The sequence below is a fragment of the Alteromonas mediterranea DE genome (assembly GCF_000020585.3).
GTDB lineage: Bacteria > Pseudomonadota > Gammaproteobacteria > Enterobacterales > Alteromonadaceae > Alteromonas > Alteromonas mediterranea.
In genome coordinates this window covers 4,142,074-4,162,570 of sequence record NC_011138.3, presented here as the reverse complement: position 1 = coordinate 4,162,570, position 20,497 = coordinate 4,142,074, and the positions used below count along the sequence as shown (strand labels likewise).

12 protein-coding genes are annotated in these 20,497 nt (G+C 45.9%); 7 read left to right on the top strand and 5 right to left on the bottom strand.

Annotated elements, in window-relative coordinates; translation table 11 throughout:
- Positions 1 to 59: 59 nt before the first annotated feature.
- From MADE_RS18435 to nhaC, 3 genes are all read left to right on the top strand, one after another.
- On the top strand, positions 60 to 1,322 hold the full coding sequence (locus MADE_RS18435; RefSeq protein ID WP_012519969.1) for a sugar MFS transporter: 1,263 nt from the start codon (positions 60 to 62) through the stop codon (positions 1,320 to 1,322).
- A gap of 12 nt (positions 1,323 to 1,334) precedes the next feature.
- Positions 1,335 to 3,887 carry a glycoside hydrolase family 3 protein gene (locus tag MADE_RS18430; RefSeq protein WP_012519968.1) on the top strand — a complete coding sequence of 851 codons (2,553 nt, stop codon included), beginning with the start codon at positions 1,335 to 1,337 and terminating at the stop codon, positions 3,885 to 3,887.
- A 245-nt stretch (positions 3,888 to 4,132) separates the two neighbouring features.
- A complete protein-coding gene (nhaC, locus tag MADE_RS18425) occupies positions 4,133 to 5,620 on the top strand; it encodes a Na+/H+ antiporter NhaC (RefSeq protein WP_012519967.1) in 1,488 nt (495 codons plus the stop codon).
- A gap of 176 nt (positions 5,621 to 5,796) precedes the next feature.
- Here the strand turns inward: nhaC and MADE_RS18420 are convergent, their stop codons facing one another.
- Positions 5,797 to 8,745 carry a TonB-dependent receptor gene (locus MADE_RS18420; RefSeq protein ID WP_012519965.1) on the bottom strand — a complete coding sequence of 983 codons (2,949 nt, stop codon included), beginning with the start codon at positions 8,743 to 8,745 and terminating at the stop codon, positions 5,797 to 5,799.
- Between the two features lie 67 nt (positions 8,746 to 8,812).
- Positions 8,813 to 11,494 carry a glycoside hydrolase family 16 protein gene (locus MADE_RS18415; protein ID WP_023559968.1) on the bottom strand — a complete coding sequence of 894 codons (2,682 nt, stop codon included), beginning with the start codon at positions 11,492 to 11,494 and terminating at the stop codon, positions 8,813 to 8,815.
- A gap of 393 nt (positions 11,495 to 11,887) precedes the next feature.
- On the opposite strand from MADE_RS18415, the gene MADE_RS18410 reads away from it, so the two are divergent.
- Positions 11,888 to 12,850, top strand: coding sequence for a cation diffusion facilitator family transporter (locus MADE_RS18410; RefSeq protein ID WP_012519964.1), 963 nt, complete (start codon positions 11,888 to 11,890; stop codon positions 12,848 to 12,850).
- A gap of 46 nt (positions 12,851 to 12,896) precedes the next feature.
- Here the strand turns inward: MADE_RS18410 and MADE_RS18405 are convergent, their stop codons facing one another.
- Positions 12,897 to 13,649, bottom strand: a complete 753-nt coding sequence (locus tag MADE_RS18405) for a sulfite exporter TauE/SafE family protein (protein ID WP_012519963.1) — start codon at positions 13,647 to 13,649, stop codon at positions 12,897 to 12,899.
- 295 nt (positions 13,650 to 13,944) lie between these two features.
- Between MADE_RS18405 and MADE_RS18400 the strand changes: the two genes are divergently transcribed.
- From MADE_RS18400 to MADE_RS18390, 3 genes are all read left to right on the top strand, one after another.
- Positions 13,945 to 15,027, top strand: coding sequence for a methyl-accepting chemotaxis protein (locus tag MADE_RS18400; RefSeq protein ID WP_012519962.1), 1,083 nt, complete (start codon positions 13,945 to 13,947; stop codon positions 15,025 to 15,027).
- Positions 15,028 to 15,106: 79 nt separating this feature from the next.
- The gene (locus MADE_RS18395; RefSeq protein WP_012519961.1) at positions 15,107 to 16,612 is read left to right on the top strand and encodes a sensor histidine kinase; all 1,506 of its coding nucleotides are present in this window, start codon (positions 15,107 to 15,109) and stop codon (positions 16,610 to 16,612) included.
- 155 nt (positions 16,613 to 16,767) lie between these two features.
- Positions 16,768 to 18,351, top strand: a complete 1,584-nt coding sequence (locus MADE_RS18390) for a methyl-accepting chemotaxis protein (protein WP_012519960.1) — start codon at positions 16,768 to 16,770, stop codon at positions 18,349 to 18,351.
- A 23-nt stretch (positions 18,352 to 18,374) separates the two neighbouring features.
- On the opposite strand, the gene MADE_RS18385 is transcribed toward MADE_RS18390, so the two are convergent.
- Together MADE_RS18385 and MADE_RS18380 are read right to left on the bottom strand one after the other, a co-directional pair.
- Positions 18,375 to 19,715, bottom strand: a complete 1,341-nt coding sequence (locus MADE_RS18385; RefSeq protein WP_012519959.1) for an ABC transporter permease — start codon at positions 19,713 to 19,715, stop codon at positions 18,375 to 18,377.
- Positions 19,715 to 20,479 (bottom strand): ABC transporter ATP-binding protein, encoded by a 765-nt coding sequence (locus MADE_RS18380; RefSeq protein ID WP_012519958.1) that lies wholly within the window; start codon positions 20,477 to 20,479, stop codon positions 19,715 to 19,717. The genes MADE_RS18385 and MADE_RS18380 overlap by 1 nt, the downstream gene beginning before the upstream one ends.
- Between the last annotated feature and the right edge of the window lie 18 nt (positions 20,480 to 20,497).

The window sequence follows — 20,497 nt, the reverse complement described above, 5'->3', positions numbered from 1 at the left end:
GTAAGCGCTTTCAAATGTAAATGTAACATTAACTAAAAAAATAGCAACAGAGGTTACCCGTGGACATACCAGCGCAACCGAATACGCAAGATGGCGACAACACTGTTTCTAACGGTAATTATCGCTTTGCTCTTATCTCTCTCACTACGCTATTCTTTATGTGGGGTTTCATCACTTGCTTAAATGACATTCTGATCCCTTATCTCAAAGGGGCTTTTAATTTAAGTTTTACCCAAGCAATGCTTATTCAGTTTTGCTTTTTTAGCGCCTATTTTATTGTCTCTCTTCCAGCGGGCATGGTGGTGTCGCGAATAGGGTATCAAAAAGGCATTGTACTAGGGCTTGGCATCGCGTGTGTGGGCTGTTTGCTTTTCTTTCCTGCTGCTTCTAGCCAAGTGTATGCCGTTTTTCTCTTAGCGTTATTTGTTCTGGCATCGGGTATTACTATTTTACAGGTGTCGGCAAACCCTTATGTAACCGCGCTAGGAAGCCCCAAGACTGCGTCTTCTAGGCTAACCATGACACAAGCTTTTAATGCTTTTGGTACAACCGTCGCCCCCTTCTTTGGTTCGTACCTAATGTACGGCGCGACAGGGGAACACGGCGCAGGCTCACCGAGTGCCTCTGATGTGCAAGTGCCCTACCTTATCTTAGCGGGCACCTTGCTGCTAATTGCGCTTATTTTTATGTACTTGAAACTGCCAAAGCTAAACCACACCAGCTCTAATACCGGTGTGTTTAAAGGAGGAGCCTGGCATCACAAACACTTGGTGTTAGGTGCTGTTGGTATATTCATGTATGTAGGTGCTGAAGTTGCTATTGGCAGTATGTTGGTTAATTACTTGGCTAGCCCTGCTGTTGGTGGGCTAACAGAAGCGAAAGCAGCGCAACTTCTCGCCTATTACTGGGGCGGCGCTATGGTAGGTCGCTTTATTGGCGCTGTCGTTATGCAAAAAGTTTCCGGAGGCTACGTGCTAGCCTTCAATGCGTGTATCGCTATTGCATTGATATTGTTGTCGCTTTCAAGCACGGGTGATTTAGCGCTGTGGAGTATTTTGGGTGTAGGTCTGTTTAACTCAATTATGTTCCCTACCATATTTAGCTTAGCGCTCCATCAACTGGGCAAAGACACGCCACAAGGTTCAGGCATTTTATGTTTGGCCATTGTCGGCGGTGCCATTATTCCGCTATTACAAGGAATGCTGGCCGACTCGATTGGGGTCACATTGTCATTCCTATTACCCGCTTCGTGCTATCTCTACATTGCTTACTATGGCCTTGTAGGAAGTCGCGTATCTAAATTTCAAACCACTGAAAAGTAACGAGGATTAATCATGCGAAAAAGTCTAATCGCGAAGGTTGTTACAGGCGCATTAGTAGGTGTTTTAGTCAGTGCTTGCGCAACCGATGAAGACGCTTCTTCAGTTAACAGTGCCTTAGAGAAAACGAATAAAGCCAGTGAGATCTGGCCCAAGTTAGATATCGAAGTAAAGTCAGACTCTGCTGTTGAAAAAAAGGTTTCAGATATTCTTTCTACCATGACCCTGGAACAGAAAATTGCGCAGATGATCCAGCCAGAAATTCGCAATATTACTGTTGAGGATATGCGTAAATATGGGTTTGGTTCTTATCTTAACGGCGGTGGTGCGTTTCCTAACAACGACAAGCATGCAACCCCTGAAGATTGGGTTGCGCTTGCCGAGAAACTCTATCAAGCCTCGGTGGACGACAGCCTAGATGGTTCAAGTATTCCTACCATGTGGGGTACCGATGCCGTGCACGGTCATAACAATGTTATTGGTGCGACCTTATTTCCCCATAACATTGGTTTAGGCGCGGCTAATAACCCAGACTTAGTAGAGAAAATAGCGCATATCACCGCGAAAGAAGTGATGGCAACGGGCATTGATTGGGTATTTGCGCCCACGGTTGCCGTTGTACGCGACGACCGTTGGGGCAGAACCTATGAGAGCTACTCTGAAGATCCTGCGATTGTAAGAGAGTATGCTGCTTCAGTTGTTAAAGGTCTTCAAGGTTCTGCTGACAAAGATTTCTTAAGCGACCAGCGTGTAATCAGCACAGTAAAACACTTTGTGGGTGATGGCGGTACTGTTGGCGGCGACGATCAAGGTAACAACGTGGCTAGCGAACAAGACCTGTTTGATATTCACGCGCAAGGTTATGTGGGTGGTCTAACGGCTGGTGCGCAGTCGGTTATGGCATCGTTTAACAGCTGGAATGGCGATAAGCTTCACGGCCATAAATATCTACTAACCGACGTGCTGAAAGACCAGATGGGCTTTGACGGTTTTGTGGTAGGTGACTGGAACGGCCATGGGCAGGTGAAAGGGTGTAGCAACGAAGATTGCGCCCAAGCTATTAATGCAGGTCTAGATATTTTCATGGTGCCAAATGACTGGAAGGTACTATACGACAATACCCTTGCACAGGTGAAAGATGGCACCATAGCGATGTCGCGCATTGATGATGCAGTGCGTCGTATTCTGCGTGTAAAAGTGCGCGCAGGCCTTTTTGATAAGCCAAGCCCTGCAAATCGTCCATTATCTGGCGATCGTTCTTTAATTGGTAAAGCTGAGCATCGTGAAATAGCGGTCCAGGCGGTACGTGAATCGCTAGTGCTACTTAAAAATAAAAACAAAACCCTGCCATTATCTGCCGGCAAGCGCATATTGGTTGCCGGTGACGGCGCTGACAACATTGGCAAGCAGTCCGGTGGATGGAGTATTACGTGGCAAGGTACCAACAATACTAACGAAGACTTCCCGGGCGGCACCTCCATTTACGATGGTATTAAGCAGCATGCTGAAAGCGCCGGAGGAGACGCTATCCTTTCTGTAGACGGTTCATTCGAAGAAAAGCCTGATGTTGCCATTGTGGTATTCGGTGAAGAGCCTTATGCCGAAGGGCATGGCGATAGAGAAACGCTAATTTACCAACACGGCAGCAAGAAAGACTTAGCACTACTTGAAAAGCTGAAGTCACAAGGTATTCCAGTTGTATCTGTATTTATCAGCGGCCGCCCTATGTGGGTAAATGCAGAACTTAATGCCTCTGATGCGTTTGTCGCCGCATGGCTACCGGGCTCAGAAGGCGCGGCAGTCGCAGATGTGCTTTTTGGTAAGCAGGACTTTAAAGGCAAGCTTTCATTCTCATGGCCGTCTGAACCACAGCAAATTGTGAATAAAGGCGATGAAACCTATGAACCGCTTCTGCCTTATGGCTTTGGGTTAACCTTTGACGCTGAAAATGTATTGAGCGATACGCTAAATACCGAAATTAAAGTGAGCAATGACAGCAATACGCCAATGGAAATCCTAAATGGGGCGGTTCAGTCTCCATGGGTGCTATGGCTTTATTCGGGTGATGACTCACTAACGGTTAATGCAAGTACACATACCGTTGGTGCCCTAACTTATCGTACTGTCGACAAAGAAGTGCAAGAAGATGCCCGTAAAATTACCTTCGATGGGTCTGAATTTGCCGCTATGCGCTTTGCAAGTAAGAGCTTCTTCCGCGAAGATTTAAGCGCACAACTACTTACTGAAGGTGCGTTAAGCTTTAACGTGAGTCGTCACTCAGATATCACGCAGCCTGTAACGGTTGGTATGAACTGTGAAGGCGAAGGAGATACTGCGGGCAGTTGCTCAACGCAGATTGATATTAGCGAGCAGCTTAAAGCAATGCCTGCTGATACGTGGACGAACGTAAGCATTGACCTGCAGTGCTTTGTTGACGAGGGCATTGACTTCACCGGTCTTGTTGTACCGTTTGAACTAGGCAGTGCAGGTAAAGCAAGCTTGAGCGTGGCAGATATTCAGTTTACGCCAAATGCAGCAGAATCAGCGAGTATAAGTTGCCAAGGTTAAGCTGAGGTTACACCCCTTAACCTAAACCTTCGAAAAAGCGTCGCCAGCACATAAATACTGGCGACGCTTTTGTTTTTTGGGGTCGACAGACCTCTGCCCACCTATTTCCTACCGATCTAATTATTATTGCGCTGCGTAGCAAATTTTATTGTTACAAACAATTTGTTTCGGATGAAGCTGGTTTATGCACGCTTTTATCAATCTCGTGCTCATTCACTTCTCCAGTTTATTTACAGGGTGGTAATATGACAGAAGAAAAAACGGTTACACCACACCTCTTTCTCGCACTTGCGCCCGTTGTATTAACCCTTTTTATCTTGGGTACTCAAATATTCTACTTCGGCGTCTTTGAACCCCATATACCACTTGCCATCGGCATTGCTTTGACCAGTTTTGTTGGGACTTATCTTGGTCTGACGTGGGAAGAAGTACGGGCAGGTATTTTTAAAGTCATTCACGTGGCCTTACCGTCGGTAAGTGTGCTTATTGTTGTTGGAATGATCATAGGTATTTGGATAGCCAGTGGTACTGTACCTACCATTATTTACTATGGGCTAAAGACTCTTTCTCCTCAGATTTTTTTAGCGGCTGGCATGGTTATCTGCGCAGTGGTCTCTGTTTCGTTAGGCACAAGCTGGGGCAGCGTTGGGACGGTTGGGCTTGCGCTAATGGGGATTGGCGAAGGGTTCGATATACCCATGTATTGGACGGCAGGGGCAGTGGTCTCCGGGGCTTTTTTTGGTGATAAAGTTTCACCTTTGTCAGACACAACGAATCTTGCCCCAGCTGTTACTGGTACTGATGTGTTTTCGCATATCAAGAATATGATGGCCACCACCATCCCAGCCATGGTAATTGCGTTTTTAATTTACCTTGGGGTTGGTTTTTTTGTCATTGATGCTCAGAGCGTGTCGTTTGCCAAGATTGCGGGTATTACCACGGCACTGGAAGATAATTTCACCATTTCTGGCTGGGCACTATTGCCAGCACTGATTGTTATGGGGTTAGCACTTAAGAAGATTCCGCCACTTCCTGCATTATTTGCTGGTGTCGTAGTGGGAGGTGTATTTGCCATGTTTATGCAGGGGCAAAGCCTGCAGGCTGTATTCGACTATGCAAATAACGGCTACTCCATTAATACCAATATCATTGAAATAGATAGTCTGCTCAATCGCGGTGGTGTTCAGTCTATGATGTGGACTATCTCATTGGTGCTTATTGCCCTTGGTTTCGGTGGGGCGTTAGAGACAACGGGCTGCTTACGAAGCATCATTAATGCAATTAAAAGCAAAGCCAAAACCTTTGCCGGTACGCAAGTTGCGGCGGTAGGAACGGCGTTTGCTACTAACCTAGTAGCTGGCGACCCATACCTATCGGTTGCCTTGCCGGGAAGGATGTATTCTCCCGTTTATCGGGGTATGGGCTACTCTACGCTTAACCTGTCGCGAGGTATTGAAGAGGGGGGAACTTTGATGTCACCGCTTATCCCTTGGAATGCCGGTGGCGCCTTTGTTATATCGGCACTCGGCCTTGGTATTTCAGGCGCTAATTTGGAAAACTTGCTGTACATCCCTCTTGCTTTTGCATGCTGGACCGCTCCCCTAATAGGTATATTCTATGCCTTCGTTGGCTGGTTTTCCCCTAAAGCTACAGACGAAGAGCGTGAACAGTGGAAGGCGTCGGGCGCGGCAATTGCTAAGTTTAACGAAGATGGAACGCCGGTTACTGATTAGCGTTTTTGCAGAATGGGCGAGCTAAACTTCCGTTGACCTTCTTACTTATGATCGGTATTACCTAACCGGTAAGAATAGCGGGCCTCGTGAAGGGGCTAAACGTGTATTTACAAATAGACTTAGCAGGCACAAAAAAAGGGCCTTAAAAAGGCCCTTATCGTAAGTGCTTATTAAACTTAGAAGCTGTATCTAGCACCTAGCGTGTAGCGAGGGCCATACTGACGAGCAAATAAGAATTGCTCTTCAAAGCGGCCGTAACCACGCTCGGTTTCGTCGTTGATGTTTACACCTTCTAAGAACACGGTTAGGTGCTCATTCACATCGTAGTTGATGCTGGCGTCAACCTGACCAAACGTATCGAACTGAGTCGCTGGGTTATCCGCCGAGCCTTGTGCTTGGCCAATGCCTACTACGTAGTCTGAACGCCATGCGTAAGTGACTTTTACAGACAGGCCTTCTTTCTCGTAAAACACTTGGAAGTTAGCTGAGTCACTGATACCTACTAGCGGGTTTTGTTGCTCTAGGTTGTATGGGTCGTACTCTACGTCACCATCAACCAGCGTCGCGTTGGCACCAAAACCAAAGCCCGTTTCACCAAAGGTGTGTTGAACAGCAAGTTCGATACCTTCAACGGTTTTAGAATCATCAAGGTTACGCGGCTTAACCACATTCCACTCGATAAGCGGGTCGTCTGAGTTAGGCTCAACAACGCCGTCTGCATCAGCGTAGCCCGCTTCTCTGAAGTAGTCGTAAATGTTACTGTCGGTCGCCTGAATGCCTTCTGCCTGAAGCGCAGAAACAGCTTCTTGCCATCTTGGGCCTTGGTAAATATCGTTAAGGCCGTCAAAGGTTTCAAGCCTACCTTGGGTGTCGATATAATTCTTCACTGACTTTCTGAACAGGCCTACTGACGCATAGCTTGCTTCGTCATAGTACCATTCGAAAGATAAGTCTAAGTTAGTCGACTCATAAGGTTTAAGGTCGGTACTGCCTTCAGATACTACCCTCGAGCCAATTTTAGGACTCCCGCTAAATGAACGTCCGCCTTGTAAAAAGCCGATAGGTGCACGGGTAATTGATTTACCCCAAGAGAAACGGGCAACAATATCGTCTGTCACATCGACTTTTACGTCGAACATAGGCAGAAGCACGTCGTACTTACCGGTGAAGTCTTGCTCTTCAACACCCTCTTGGAATACGGTAATCCATTCACCCGCTGCAACCCAGTTTACTTGGATAGGAACGCGAACTTCCGCGGTGCTAGGTACCTCGGTTTCTTCGTAGCGAAGACCTGCATTAACCTGTACATAGTAATCGCTAACTTCAAAGTCCCACTCTGTTTGCACATAGATTGAATCTGTTGTTTCTTCTACGTTGCTTACTGAAGGATCGCCGCTGAAATACGGGTCGATGGAATACGCGTTGCTCTCACCCACCACGTCAGCAGTGATGAATTGAAGTTGACGAGCAATGGCTTCATCAAAGTCAAAGGTGTAGTAATAGCCAGGGTTCATGCTCGCACCACCACCGTCAAAGGCATCTAAGAAGCCTGACGTATCGTTACGAACAAACATGCTGTCTGGGAAAATTTCAGTGAAAGATGGGCTAAAGCCAGGTCCGCCGCGTAGTCCGCTCCATGCGGTAAAGCCAGTCAAAGACTGTTCTGTGCGAGCTACACCGAAGTCGATTTTGACAAGCGGGATGTCCCACGTAGAGTTGTACCAGGTGCCGTCAAGCTGCAGCTGCTCGATGTCAGAGCGGCCCGGTGAATAGATAAACTGGCTGAAGTTAGAGTCAATTTCACTCGGCATGATTTCGTTAGTGCCGTTGTTCCAGTTAACGAAGACCTGAGGGATTTCACCTTCACGGTAGTCATAAACTTTTGAATCCAGTTGATTTGAACCCAAAATAATCTGTCCAGAACTACCTAGCCCTTCATCATAACCGTTGTCAGTTTTGTTATACGAGTCGTGATAGTCTAAACGTAGGTGCCAGTCGTCATTTACCATCCAATCTAGGTTTACACCCAATGAGCGAGCATCAACGCGAGTTGTGTTTCGACTTGCTGTAAACGAACCGTCATCGCCGCTGATATCAGCATAAACGGCCGTACCGTTTTCATCGAGTTCGTAGGCATTGATATTTGCACCAAAGTTATTCCAAATACCCCAACCCACACTGTTAGTGCCGGTGGTTGCGCGAGATGCTGTGTAGTCGATGGTCGCGGTAAACTCGTCAACTGGACGGAACTGGAAGGTTACTTGGCCGTTTTGACGCTCACGCTGCACGTCATTGATGCTGTAGTTCATGTCTTTTGGAAAGAACGCCGCATTAGTAATGTTAGTGCGGTTATCAACAACATTGCTTGGGTCTATGTTTTGAGGCAGATCGTCGTTTTCTTGCAGTACCCACCCTTGAATATTTGCTGACTGCTGCTGGAAGTCACGCTCTTGGTGTGAGAATGACACGCCGAATCCGAACATGTCATCTGCAAACGTATTAGTATAAACGCCTGCAATCTCTGGCGTTACATCGTCACCCGCTTCGTTAGATGTATCGTAAATGCCCTTAACCGAAATAGTCGCATTTTGGCCTGACTGAGCCAGTGGCTTCATAGTGATGATATTTACCGTTGCACCTAAGCCGCCGCTCGGGTTTTCTGCGCGGGCCGTTTTCTGAAGCTCTAGCGTGTTTACGCCTTCAGATGAAAGGTTGGCAAGGTCGAAAGAGCGGGTAAAACCTGTGCCTGGCATTTGGCGGCCATTAAGGGTTACCAAGTTGAACTCTGGGCCAAAACCCCGCACGGTAATTTGGCTACCTTCACCGTTGCTTCGGCTGATAGTTACACCCGTAATGCGCTGCAATGCTTCAGCGAGGTTAGTATCAGGAAATTTACCCAGTTCTTCTGCTGATATAGCGTCAACCACACCGCTTGAACTGCGTTTTAAGTCCATAGAGCGGATCATACTGCCGCGAATACCGCTAACCTGAATAACTTCTACTTCGCCCTCTGCAGGTGTCGCTGTCTCAGCGTCTTGCGCGTAAGTAGGTAGTGCGAGTGTGGAGCCCATCAACAACGCCATTGATGTGGCAAGCTGGGTCTTCTTAAAAGATGTGTTTTTCATAATTGCCCTACTAATTCTTATCAAATGGAGAGTGCCGCTTTAGGGTGCTAAAGCGGCATCCGCTTTGTTACTGTGCGGCTATTTCTGCATTATCAACGCGGTATACTGCGCCTTCACCTGAACCCCATGCCGGGAACATCATAATGACGTTGATGGCGCTGATGTCTAAGCCCGCGTCGTACAGGGTTTGAAGCGGGAATGTATAGATTTGCCATTCGCCTTCAACAGGATCTACACCTTCAAGGCTTGCTGAAATCGGTAGCTCAACCGCCGATGACACATTGATAGACTCAATTTTAAATAACCAAGGCGCCGATGCGTCGTTAGGCATTGAGCTTACTTTCATCTCAAAGCGCACTACACCGTTTGTTAGTAGCGCAGATGCGTCGTACGAATGACCGTCATCAGCAATAATACCCATTACTGTTGGCGTTGCGCCGATGCGGAATTCAGCTACCGTGCCGTGCTCTGCATCGTCTACTTCTTCAGTGGGTGTTGAACCGCCACAGCAATCCCAAATGCGCCATTGATCAGCAGCTGTATCTGCAAATAGAGTAAGGCCGCCAGCAGGTGCTTCTGCGCCGTTGTCAGGGTGGAAAATTTTAACGTTGTCTAAGCGATAGACTGCACCTTCACCAGTGCTCCAAGCAGGGAATACCATGATGACGTCAATCGCGCTTACGTCTAAACCACGGGCCTGTAAATCTGAAATAGGGAAAGTGTATGTTTGCCATTCACCTTCAACAGGGGCTTGGCCTTCAACGCTATCGGCTAAAGGAAGTTCTACCGCGGTTGATGCACCGTTTGACTCAACTTTAAATAGCCATGTTGAATCTGGATTGGTTGGCGCACTCAACACCCGCATTTCAAACTGAAGTAAACCACCGTCTGTTAGCGCTGTGGCATCAAATGGGGTATCGCCACCGCCAGATTCAGAGCGAGTAATAAAGCCCATTACCGTTGGCTCTGCACCAATGCGGAATTCTGCAGTTAGGCCATGCGCTTCATCATCCATTTCTTCAGTTGGCGTAGAACCACCACAGCAATCCCACATAGGCCAGTTAGGGTTTTGACCGTCCTCGAAGATAACTAACTCAGGGTAGCTAACGCCACCTTCCTGAGAAATTTCTACGTTCGCCATGCGATACACAGCACCGTTACCTGTATCCCATGCAGGGAAAACCATAATGACGTCGATGGCACTGGTATCAAGGCCGGCTTGTGCTAGCGCGCTCAATGGAAATTCATAAGACTCCCACACACCTTGTTCTGGTGTTGCGCCGGCCGTGTCTGCTGGGCCTACGTAGCCGTTCATCAAAGGCAGCTCAGCAAAGGTCGAACCTTCTGAGCTTTCTACTTTAAATAGCCAGTTTGTCGTTGCATTGTTAGGAAGAGACGTCACTTTGAGGTCAAATTTAACGCTGCCCGTCTCTTCGATTGGTGAGGCGTCGAATGGCGAAGCTTCTCCTTCTGGGTCAGTAATAAACTGACTGCGGCTTATAAAGCCCATTACCGTTGGCGCTTCGTTAATAGTAAACTCGTAAACTTGTCCCTGCTCTGAATCTTCTACAAGTTCAGGTGTAGTGCCACCACAGCAATCCCATGCTGGCCAATTCGGATTTGGTGTTCCATCAAAGATAGTCAGGTTTTGTGGAATACCTGTAGATGGCGGAGACGGAACAGGCGCTGCACCTTCAACTAATGCGTCATCTAAAGAATCATAACCTGGGCGAACAGTTTCACAGCCTTTGCCAGTATCTGGGTCTGACGCACATTCATATACGCGTACATAATCTACTTCGAAGGTTTGACCTTCTGCGAATGCTTCAGCATCAATACCGGTTTCATTTACATTGGCTGGCCAATCGCCACCTACCGCAAAGTTTAGAATTAGATAAAACTCTTGGTCAAATGGCGCATTATCCCAGTGAGTTGTTAGCTCGCCAGTACCTTGTTCATAGTACTCAGCATACCAACCGCGGTGTGTAAGACCGGTAGCGTCGCCGTTGGCGTTATAACGTACTTCAGAGCGACGCTGGGTAGCATAAAGATACCCATCCATATACCAGCGAATTTCCCCTTCTTGCCATTCTACCGCGTAGGTATGGAAGTCATCGGCAGGGTTTGCGCCATCTGGTAATGAATAGGCTTGGCCAGAGCTATCGTTATTTGGCCATTCCTGACCGTAGTGAAGGGTGCCATAGATGTGATTTTCTGGATTACCTTCAGCGTTGGCCGCTTTTAGGTTCACTGCTTCAACAATGTCAATTTCACCAGAGCGCGGCCAACCGCCATATACTTCATCAGTAGGCATCATCCAAAACGCCGGCCAACTTCCTTGCCCTTCAGGCATTTTTGCACGCATTTCAATGCGTCCGTATTTAAAGTCGGCTTTGTAACGTGTATTAAGACGGGCTGATGTGTAAGGTTTTGGCGCACCTTCTTCGGCAGGGAGCGCAACAATTTTTAAGCTACCGTCAGAAACGAATGCGTTTTCTTCGCTGTCGGTATAGCACTGCGCTTCATTATTGCCGCCGCCGTTACAATCTACTTCATGGGTCCAGTTATCGTCATCGATACTAGCCCCATCGAATTCGTCGCTCCACACCAGCTCCCAGTCGGAAACGGGTACCGATGCGTCAACAACGTCAATATCTGTAGAGGTTGTTGAACCGCCTCCACAGCCAAATAGGGTAGTGACTGAGAGCGCGGCAGCTATCCGCGATAGTTGAGATGCTTTTTTCGTCATTGTTTTCAGCCCTGATCTAATGAAATTGGGTTTTTATGTGTGGCAACGGCCACGTAAAAAGCTTTTGTAAGCGCTTACAATTTGCGCCAAATAAAAATGGCTGTTTGAAAGCGCTTACATTACATTAAGCTACTGGCGTGTAAAGATCAATACTGTTCTCATAAATTTAACATTCTACTTAAGCTGAAAAATGCGCTGTTAAATTTTATTTTTGTTTTAATACAATGGTTTATTTGTTTTCTTATACCGAAGTATAGATTTTTGGTAAGTGTGTTCACGCAGCATTTACAAAAGGGTTAACGCACTTGTTAACAAGCTGTGTAAAAGTTTCTATTCGCAGAATTTTAGTCTTCAGGTATGCTCTGATTCAGGCCCAACTTGTGGATCTTCATTATGCATCACCACCATAGCGCTCGCGATAATCCTCACTCGCACAGCCATGATTTAGAGAACGCTGACTCTACGCGTATAGGCTGGGCTTTTTGGCTTAACTTTACTTTCACCATTATTGAATTTATTGGCGGGTGGTTAACTAATAGCGTAGCTATTATGGCCGATGCGGTGCATGACTTAGGTGATACCTTATCTATAGGCTTAGCGTGGTATTTAAGTAAACTAGGTAAGAAGGCATCCACTGAAAAGTACACTTACGGTTTCAAACGCTTGAGCCTAATGGGGGCCATGATAAATGGTGTCATTTTAATCGTTGGTGCTGTGTGGATACTTTCTGAAGCTATTCCTCGACTAGTTAACCCAGAAATGCCTGTTACTGAGGGTATGATGGGCTTAGCCGTACTCGGTATTTTGGTAAATGGCCTTGCTGCCTACAAGCTTCACGGCGGGCATTCAACGAATGAAAAGGTGCTTAACTGGCATCTCATCGAAGATGCCATGGGATGGGTAGCTGTTCTTATCGTTGCTATTGTACTTCATTTTGTAAATTGGCCCATCCTCGACCCTATTTTATCTATCGGATTTACCCTCTTCATACTGATTAACGTCATCAGGTATGTGGTGCAAACTATGTCGCTATTTCTTCAGGGAGTGCCTGATTTGGCGACACGTAATGCCATAAGTAAGCAGCTATTATCAATTAAACACGTTGAAGAAATACATCACGTGCACTTTTGGTCTTTAGATGGCGAGCAACACGTTCTCACTGCTCATGTGGTAATTAATTGCTTAATAGACAATGAAAAGTTGCGAGCTTTAAAGCAGGAAGTTAATGAGCGGCTGACCCCGTTTGGTTTATCTCATACCACGATTGAGTTTGAGCTGCCCGGTGAGCCGTGTAGAGATGATAAAGACCATTTACACACCCATTCACACAGCCACGCCCATGAAGAAATAAACTAACAATTATGTGTGGAAGTGGTGGCTTCTATAAATAGCCTAGTAAGGTTTAAATTTTAACGTTTTGCACGATAAGCGTTACGCCGCTCATTGCCAACATGGTTAGGGCTAAAAGCCTTACAGTTGCCGCGGGAACTCTCACCGCCAACAGCCGACCTATTCGAGTAAAAACAAGGATTACGGGAACTGCGCATAAAGCAGAAATAACCACTTCGCTAGATGGGAGGGTGCCTAGTGGCACTATAGCAAGTCGAATAAGAGAAGTGACGCTAAATACTGCCAATAGCGTAAATCTAATTTCGTTTATAGACCATGCTTGCCGGTAACACTGAAAAACAACAGGTGGTCCAAACGTAGAAAAAAGCCCGCCGAGTAGGCCGCCTAGCGCACCTGCTATAGAAAAACCATAAGCTCGCTCAGACGGCGTTGCCTGCTTTCTTTTTACTAAAAGAAGGCCGCAGCAACTTAAAATAGCTACGCCAAGCAATAGGTTTAGCCATGTAGTCATGCCAGCAGAAAGGTACTCAAGTAATGCATATCCTACTGCCATAAACGGAATGCCGCTCACAAGTAATAGGGTGAAAGCACGCTTGTTTATATGGTCTATATTTCGGGCAACCAAGCTAACGGAATTGAACAGACTAAGGAAGCATACTACGAAGGTGGTAGCAGTAAGCGGTAAAATATTAAACAAGGTAAAGCTAGACACCACCATAAGTCCAAAGCCAAACCCGCTTAATGTTTGAAGAAGCGTTGCAAGTCCTAAAAGCGCGAACATGGGAAGCAGTGTTTCTAAAAGCATTCTGTGTAATTCCTAATGTGAGTGCGATTTATGCCAAAAATGCGCTAAGAGTCTGGTTTTTCAGGCTAGTGCCAAAACGTCGTTGAATTGATTAAGGTGCCTAGTGAAAAGCGCAGATAGAAGCTTATACTGCCTAAAAACTAGTGTATTTAAGTTTTACCTAATTAATACTCTAGTTTTTTGTTTTTTTTCCGATACTTATAATACAACGCTACTTCAGACTAATGGTTAAGAGGTATTAACATCTGTTAGTCTGGTAAAAATAATTCTATAAAAAATCTACCGGTAACTACACATGTTTGTATCTCGCAGTAAATACGAAGAAAAAGACGCTGAAGTTCGTCAACTAGAAGTGAAACTTGAAGAGGCTCTAAAGAGAGTTGAGCTGCTTGAGACTGAAAACAGCGATTTACATTCTGCTATTGAAACGGCGACTAATCAGCAAGTGTCGGTAACTGAATCGGTGGTAGTGAAGTGCTTAATCGATGCACTGGGCCAGCTAGAAGGGGTTCGAGAAACGGTTCTGCATTCCTACGAACGCATCAACGCTGAGAGCCAGTCCATCGTTAATATCAATGAACTATTCAGTGAGTCAGCGTCGACATTAAATAAAATTGTTTCTGATATGAGTGGCCTAAATGTACAGATGGGGAGCATGAGCGAGCGTATTTCCGGCCTTTCCACTACTGCTGATAACATCAACAAGTTTGTTACCACAATTACGAGTATTTCTGATCAAACCAACTTGCTGGCTCTCAATGCCGCCATAGAGGCTGCCCGCGCAGGTGACGCTGGGCGAGGGTTTAGTGTTGTTGCCGATGAGGTTCGCGCACTAGCAACGGAAACGAACAAATCCGCCACGGAAGTTTCTGAGCTTGTAAACGGAATTATTCAATCTACGTCCAAGGCTGTTTCTGGTGTGAATGAGCTGCGGGGCAATAACGAGCAGTTAGAAACTGGTATTAACCAGCTTAACGGTAGCTATGAAAGCATGGTTCAACATTGCGATAGTATGAAATCTACAATCAGTGAAGGAGCTATGGCTACCTTTATCCAAACGGTAAAACTAGACCATGTTGTATGGAAATCAGACGTTTACGCAGTGATGTGCGGTTATAGCAGTAAAACAGCAGCGGAATTTAGTGACCACGTAAACTGTCGGCTAGGCAAGTGGTACAGTGGCAATGCAAGTACAGCGATCGGTCAAACAGCCGCATTCAGAGAAATCGATATTCCCCACGCGAAGGTGCACAGTAGCGGTATAGCGGCAGTGCAAGCTAAGCAAAATGGGAACAATGCTGAAGCTGATGCTAAGCTCATAGAAATGGAACAAGCAAGCGAACGGGTTATGACATTGCTTGACCGACTGATAAATTAACGCCCGTTAAGTATTATCGGGCCCTGTAAATTTAAGCGGCGTCACACAATGTGTGACGCGTGAATCTTGAGGCTGCTTAGTGAGTGAGATACCAAGTTCAACAGAACACGAACGTATTTTAGCGCTTGAAGCCCGCGTGAACTCTTTAGAGCGCCAGTTAAAGCGCCAAAAGATTGCGCGTAAAAATGCCGAATCCTTTCTAGAAACATATTCTCAAGACGCTTACCTTGCAAATCAAGCGCTCAGAAAAGCATTGAACGACTCTAAGCAGCGTGAGCGCGAACTGCTTTACTTAAACCGCACCGCTTCTCAGCTAACCCAAGCAAAATCTGGCGTAAGTTATATTTTTTCAGCGCTTGAATCGGCGGTTGAGTTTAGCGGCGCTTATTGTGGTAAAGCTTTCACCGTTAAGGACGGCGAATTATCGATAGGCGATGATGATCGAGTTCTTGCCAATGGCCAAGGTTGGATAACCTCTCATGACCTTGCAAAGTTAATTTTAGATGAGACGCCGTTAGATTTACGAGAAAGCTATTCCCACTGGTGCGTAAGCGCAGTCATACGTCCTGATACGCACAAAGAGGCACGGTTACTTCACTTTATGCATGAAATGTCACAGGGTGAATATACGTGGCTGGTGCTACTTACTAACGATGATAACCTTGAAGAAGAAACACTCTACGTTTTAGATACCACTAAATACTATCTCAATATTACCTCTCGATACCAAAATAAGAAAAGCGAGTTAGATAATCGTCAGCTTGAACTAAGCAACGTCAAAAAAGATCGTGACTTCTTGGAAGAGCGATTAGTCAGTGCAGATAAAATGGCAATGTTAGGGCAACTTGCCGCAGGTATTGCTCACGAGATTAACAACCCTATTGGCTATGTACGAAGTAATACGGTGGTTGCGAAAGACATTTTTAACGATTACCAACGTGCGCTTGAAGAAATTGGCAACTTGTGTACCCGGGCAGGTGGTGAGATAGAAGAACAATTTACAGCGCTTGAAAAGCGTTTTTCGCTTAAAGACAGCGCAATAGAAATAGCCCAAATGTTCGATGAATCCCATGAAGGGATAGAACGCATCATAGAAATTGTTAAAGCCTTACGCAGCTTCTCTTACCCCGGTTCTGGTAAACATACCCAGATAAGCGCTATTGAAGCGATGAACACGGTTATTAAACTTACTAACAACTTACATCGTTATCGCAATAATGTGGTTTTCGAAGTGCCAAAAGAAGACGTTTTCTTTAACGGTAACTCAGGGCAGATTCAGCAAGTTCTCATGAATTTCTTAACTAATGCCATATATGCTACACCACAAGGCAAAGGCATAACGTTGAAGGTAGAAAGAGATGAGCAGAACGTCATTCTTGTTATAGATGACGAAGGCGAGGGGATGTCTAAAGAAACGCTGAGCAAAATTTTTACGCCTTTTTTTACCACTAAACCGCCGGGGGAGGGCACTGGCTTAGGCATGTCTATCTCAATGACAATTGTTGAACAGCACAACGGAAAAATTATTATTGCCAGTGAAGAAGGGAAGGGAACAAAAGTATCGGTGATACTCCCTATAGCCTAAAGTATAAATCGCTTTTCTAACTCTCTGATAAAGTATAAAATTCCCTAATTTTTTCCATTTCACTAGACAGCAGATGTTTATGTTCTAGTCTTAGGGGAAAGCGATGATCGTACGCTTTGACGGACGAACGCTTTGCATAACGGAGAAAGCACTGCATGAGAAACAACCAGCCGGTTACTCAAAAAGAATACAAGTTTCCTACTCACCATCGACTTATTTCCTCTACCGACAAGCGCGGAGTTATACAGCATTGTAACGACGAGTTTGTTGAAGTAAGTGGGTTCAGTAGAGATGAACTAATCGGCAAAAATCACAATATAATAAGACATCCAGATATGCCATCGCCAGTGTTTAAGGAAATGTGGCGTACATTAGAGTCTGGCCAAAGCTGGTTAGGCTTGGTTAAAAATAGAAGAAAAAATGGCGACCATTACTGGGTTTCTGCTTTCGTAACGCCTGTTTACGAAGGAGCGACGATAGTGGGCTATGAGTCTGTTAGGGTTCCTGCTTCAAATGCGGAGACAAGGCGAGCATCGGGCATTTACGCGAGGTTGCAACAAGGAAAGTCTGCGGTATCTGCCACATCGCGTTTTACGCAAATGCTTATGCATATGGCGCCCTCGTTGTTAATAAGTGCGCTTTTAGTTGTCGCGCTTGGGTTAACTCATGGCTTAGCTGCTGCGGGCATTGCGTTTGTCGGTACGTTAGTTTTAGTCACTGTTCAACAAGCGAAAGGTAAAAAAGACTGGAATGCGCTGCTTTCTTTGAGCCCTAAAAGTTACGCAAACGATACCGTGGCCCAAACCTACTATGACGACGCCACGCATATTGCGCAAGCCAAGCTTGCGCTTGCCTGCGAACTGGCACGCAACAGAACGGCATTAACGAGAATTAAAGATGCATCAGCAAGTCTAGAAAATATCGCTAATACCACCCACCAACAAGCAGAAAGCACAAGCGCAGCGGTGGTTCAGCAAAACCAAGCAACACAGCAAATTGCATCGGCAGTTACACAAATGAGTCAAGCCATTCAAGAAGTGGCAGAGCGGGTGGAAAGTAATGCTATAAGTGCTCGGTCTGCGGCGGAAAACGTGGCAACGGGGAATGAAAAAGCCGAGCAGGCAATGCAGGCAATTGTTGCGCTGCGTGAAGCCGTAGAGTCAATTTCAACAACGGTAACTGAGCTTGCTCAGTCCACCAGTGATATTGGCGAAGCAGCCAATATCATCTCTACAATTGCAGAACAAACCAATTTACTAGCGCTGAATGCTGCTATTGAAGCCGCAAGAGCCGGTGAGCAAGGCAGAGGCTTTGCTGTAGTTGCCGATGAAGTCAGAACGCTAGCCTCAAAAACCCGGGAATCTACAGACAAAATTCACAATATTATTAATGAATTAGCAGAACGCTCTGAGCGAGCCGTACGTGTCTCGAATGAAGGGTTAACATCGGCTGAACACGGCAGCGCTATTGTTGAAGAGACCCGTGGGGCGCTATTTGAGATAAACAGCGCGGTGAAAGGGATAGCTGATGCTACGGTTGAAATGTCGTCGGCGGTTGAAGAGCAAAGCACGGTAGCAGAACATATCAATCAGCAGCTAGTTGAAGTTGCCGATGGCGCCTCGGAAACACAGCGTTCTTCAGAGGCCTCATTGGCGGCGAGTCACGACTTGCGTGCTACTGTAAATCAAGTTCACGAGCTAATTCTTCGTTTTAGTACAAACGAGAAAGAGGGAGAGTAACTTCTCCCTTTCTAATGTCGTGACTAATTACTGTTAAGCCCAGCGTGCAGGCCCCGCTTGTAAGCTGCGATGGCTGGGAACAACGACACCAAGTAGGTACAGCCTAATATGAGCAATACTATGATGACACTGCTTTGACTAAATAGTGGGCTTGATAAAAATAACCCGTACGTACTGCTTAGCCAAGGTTTGAACATGCTCATTAATACGGCAACCAGTGCGATGCTTAATGCTGCGCTAACAATAGTGAGTAGCATTGCTTCTAGCTGGATCAGTAACAGTAGAGTAAACGGGCCAGCGCCAATTGTACGCAATACGGCAATCTCCTGATAGCGCTCTCGCATTGTTGCTAACAGCATGGTTGCCAGGCCAATAAGGGCGCAAATCACTATTAAACCTGACAAACCTAATAGCAAGGCCTCTACATTTCCCATTATCTGCCACAATTCAGCCAGTGCCATACCAGGTAAAATTGCCATTAGTGGCTCTTTTTTACTCTGATTAATTTGATATTGCAGTTGTAATGCGGCTGCGCGGTTTTTCAGTCCTAGCATGACGACAGACACAGATTCAGGTGTAAATGCGTCACTATCATAATTGTCTTGAGTAGGCTCTTCATGTTCATGTTCATGTTCATGTTCATGTTCATGTTCATGTTCATGTTCATTTGTGCTGTGACCGTTAAGAAAAGCCGTTTTTTTACGTAACCGTGATGTATGCGCAGACTTAGGGCCTGAATGGGCTTTCTCTAACCCTTGTAATGTGACATACACCGCTTTATCTACTGGCGTTCCCGTTTTCTCGAGGATACCTGAAATAATAAAAGGGTGATCGTCATGGTTATTAAAAGAGACACTTCCAAGGCCGTGAGAAACAATTATCTTATCGCCAACCGTGTAGCCTAGTGAATCCGCAACATCAGCGCCTACAACGGTAGATAAAGGCTGCTCAAATACACGCCCTTCTGTCAGGGCTAAAGCTTGCTTGTCACCGTATTTAAAGTGTTCAAAAAAGCGGTTTGTCGTTCCTATAACTCTGAACCCTCGGTGAGTGTCACCTAATGAGAGGGGAATTAGCCAAGAAACCTGTTTATTCGATTTTAGCGACGCCACACTTTTGTAATCAATACCTTTAGTAGGCGTACCGATATTGAACACTGAAGACAGCAATAAATTCAACTGGCCGCTTGGGGCGCCAACAATTAGGTCAACGCCAGAAACGGTGCGTGTAAAGCTTGTTTTTACTTGGCTGCGAACAATATCTACACACAGCAGTAAGCTAATGCTAATGGTTATGCTTAAAAGGGTGAGTAACGCGGTTGTTTTTCTGCGTTTCAAGCTTTCGATGGCAATAGTGCTTAGCATTACAGGCTCTCCTGCTTAGGTTTGCTTGTATGCTTTACTGCGTGCGGTGGTTGTGTCGTTGATGGGAGGCTTAGTTCAGAAATACGAAAATGGCGGTCAAAATAGCGTTCCATCGCGTTATCATGACTTACAAATATCATGGTGCTGTCACTAGCGACCTCTTTCAGTAATGCCATAAAACTGTCACGGGCATCTGCATCAAGCGCTGATGTTGGCTCGTCCACAATTAATAGTTGAGGACTATTGATAAGCGCACGGGCTATTGCCACACGCTGCTGCTGTCCAATACTTAGTGCATCAGCTTTGGCATGTAAAACATGGGAAGGTAGCTGTAACCTATCAAGTAACTCACAGGTATTAGCCAGAACCTTTTGGCTACTATTGCCTTTACCTGAGAAATACGCGGCTGCGCTAATGTTTTGTGCAACCGAGAGGTAGGGGATGAGATTGAACTGCTGAAATACCACACCAATATTACGTGCTCTAAACTTGTCTCTTTGTCGATTAGATAAAGACGAGAACGGCTGTCCTAGCAAGGCAATGCTGCCTGCCGTTGGAGTAAGGGTGCCACAAAGTAAATTCAGTAACGTACTTTTTCCGCTACCAGACGGGCCGGAAAGAAACACATGCTCACCGCGTGATACTTGCCATTTTTCAATATTGAGTATCGGAGTGCTTTCTTTCGAATACGCAAAGTTTACATGACTAACTTCAATGGCGCTTTTACACTGAGTAAGAGCGCTCTTATTATTTATTATATTCACGCTAAGCCCAACCTAGGT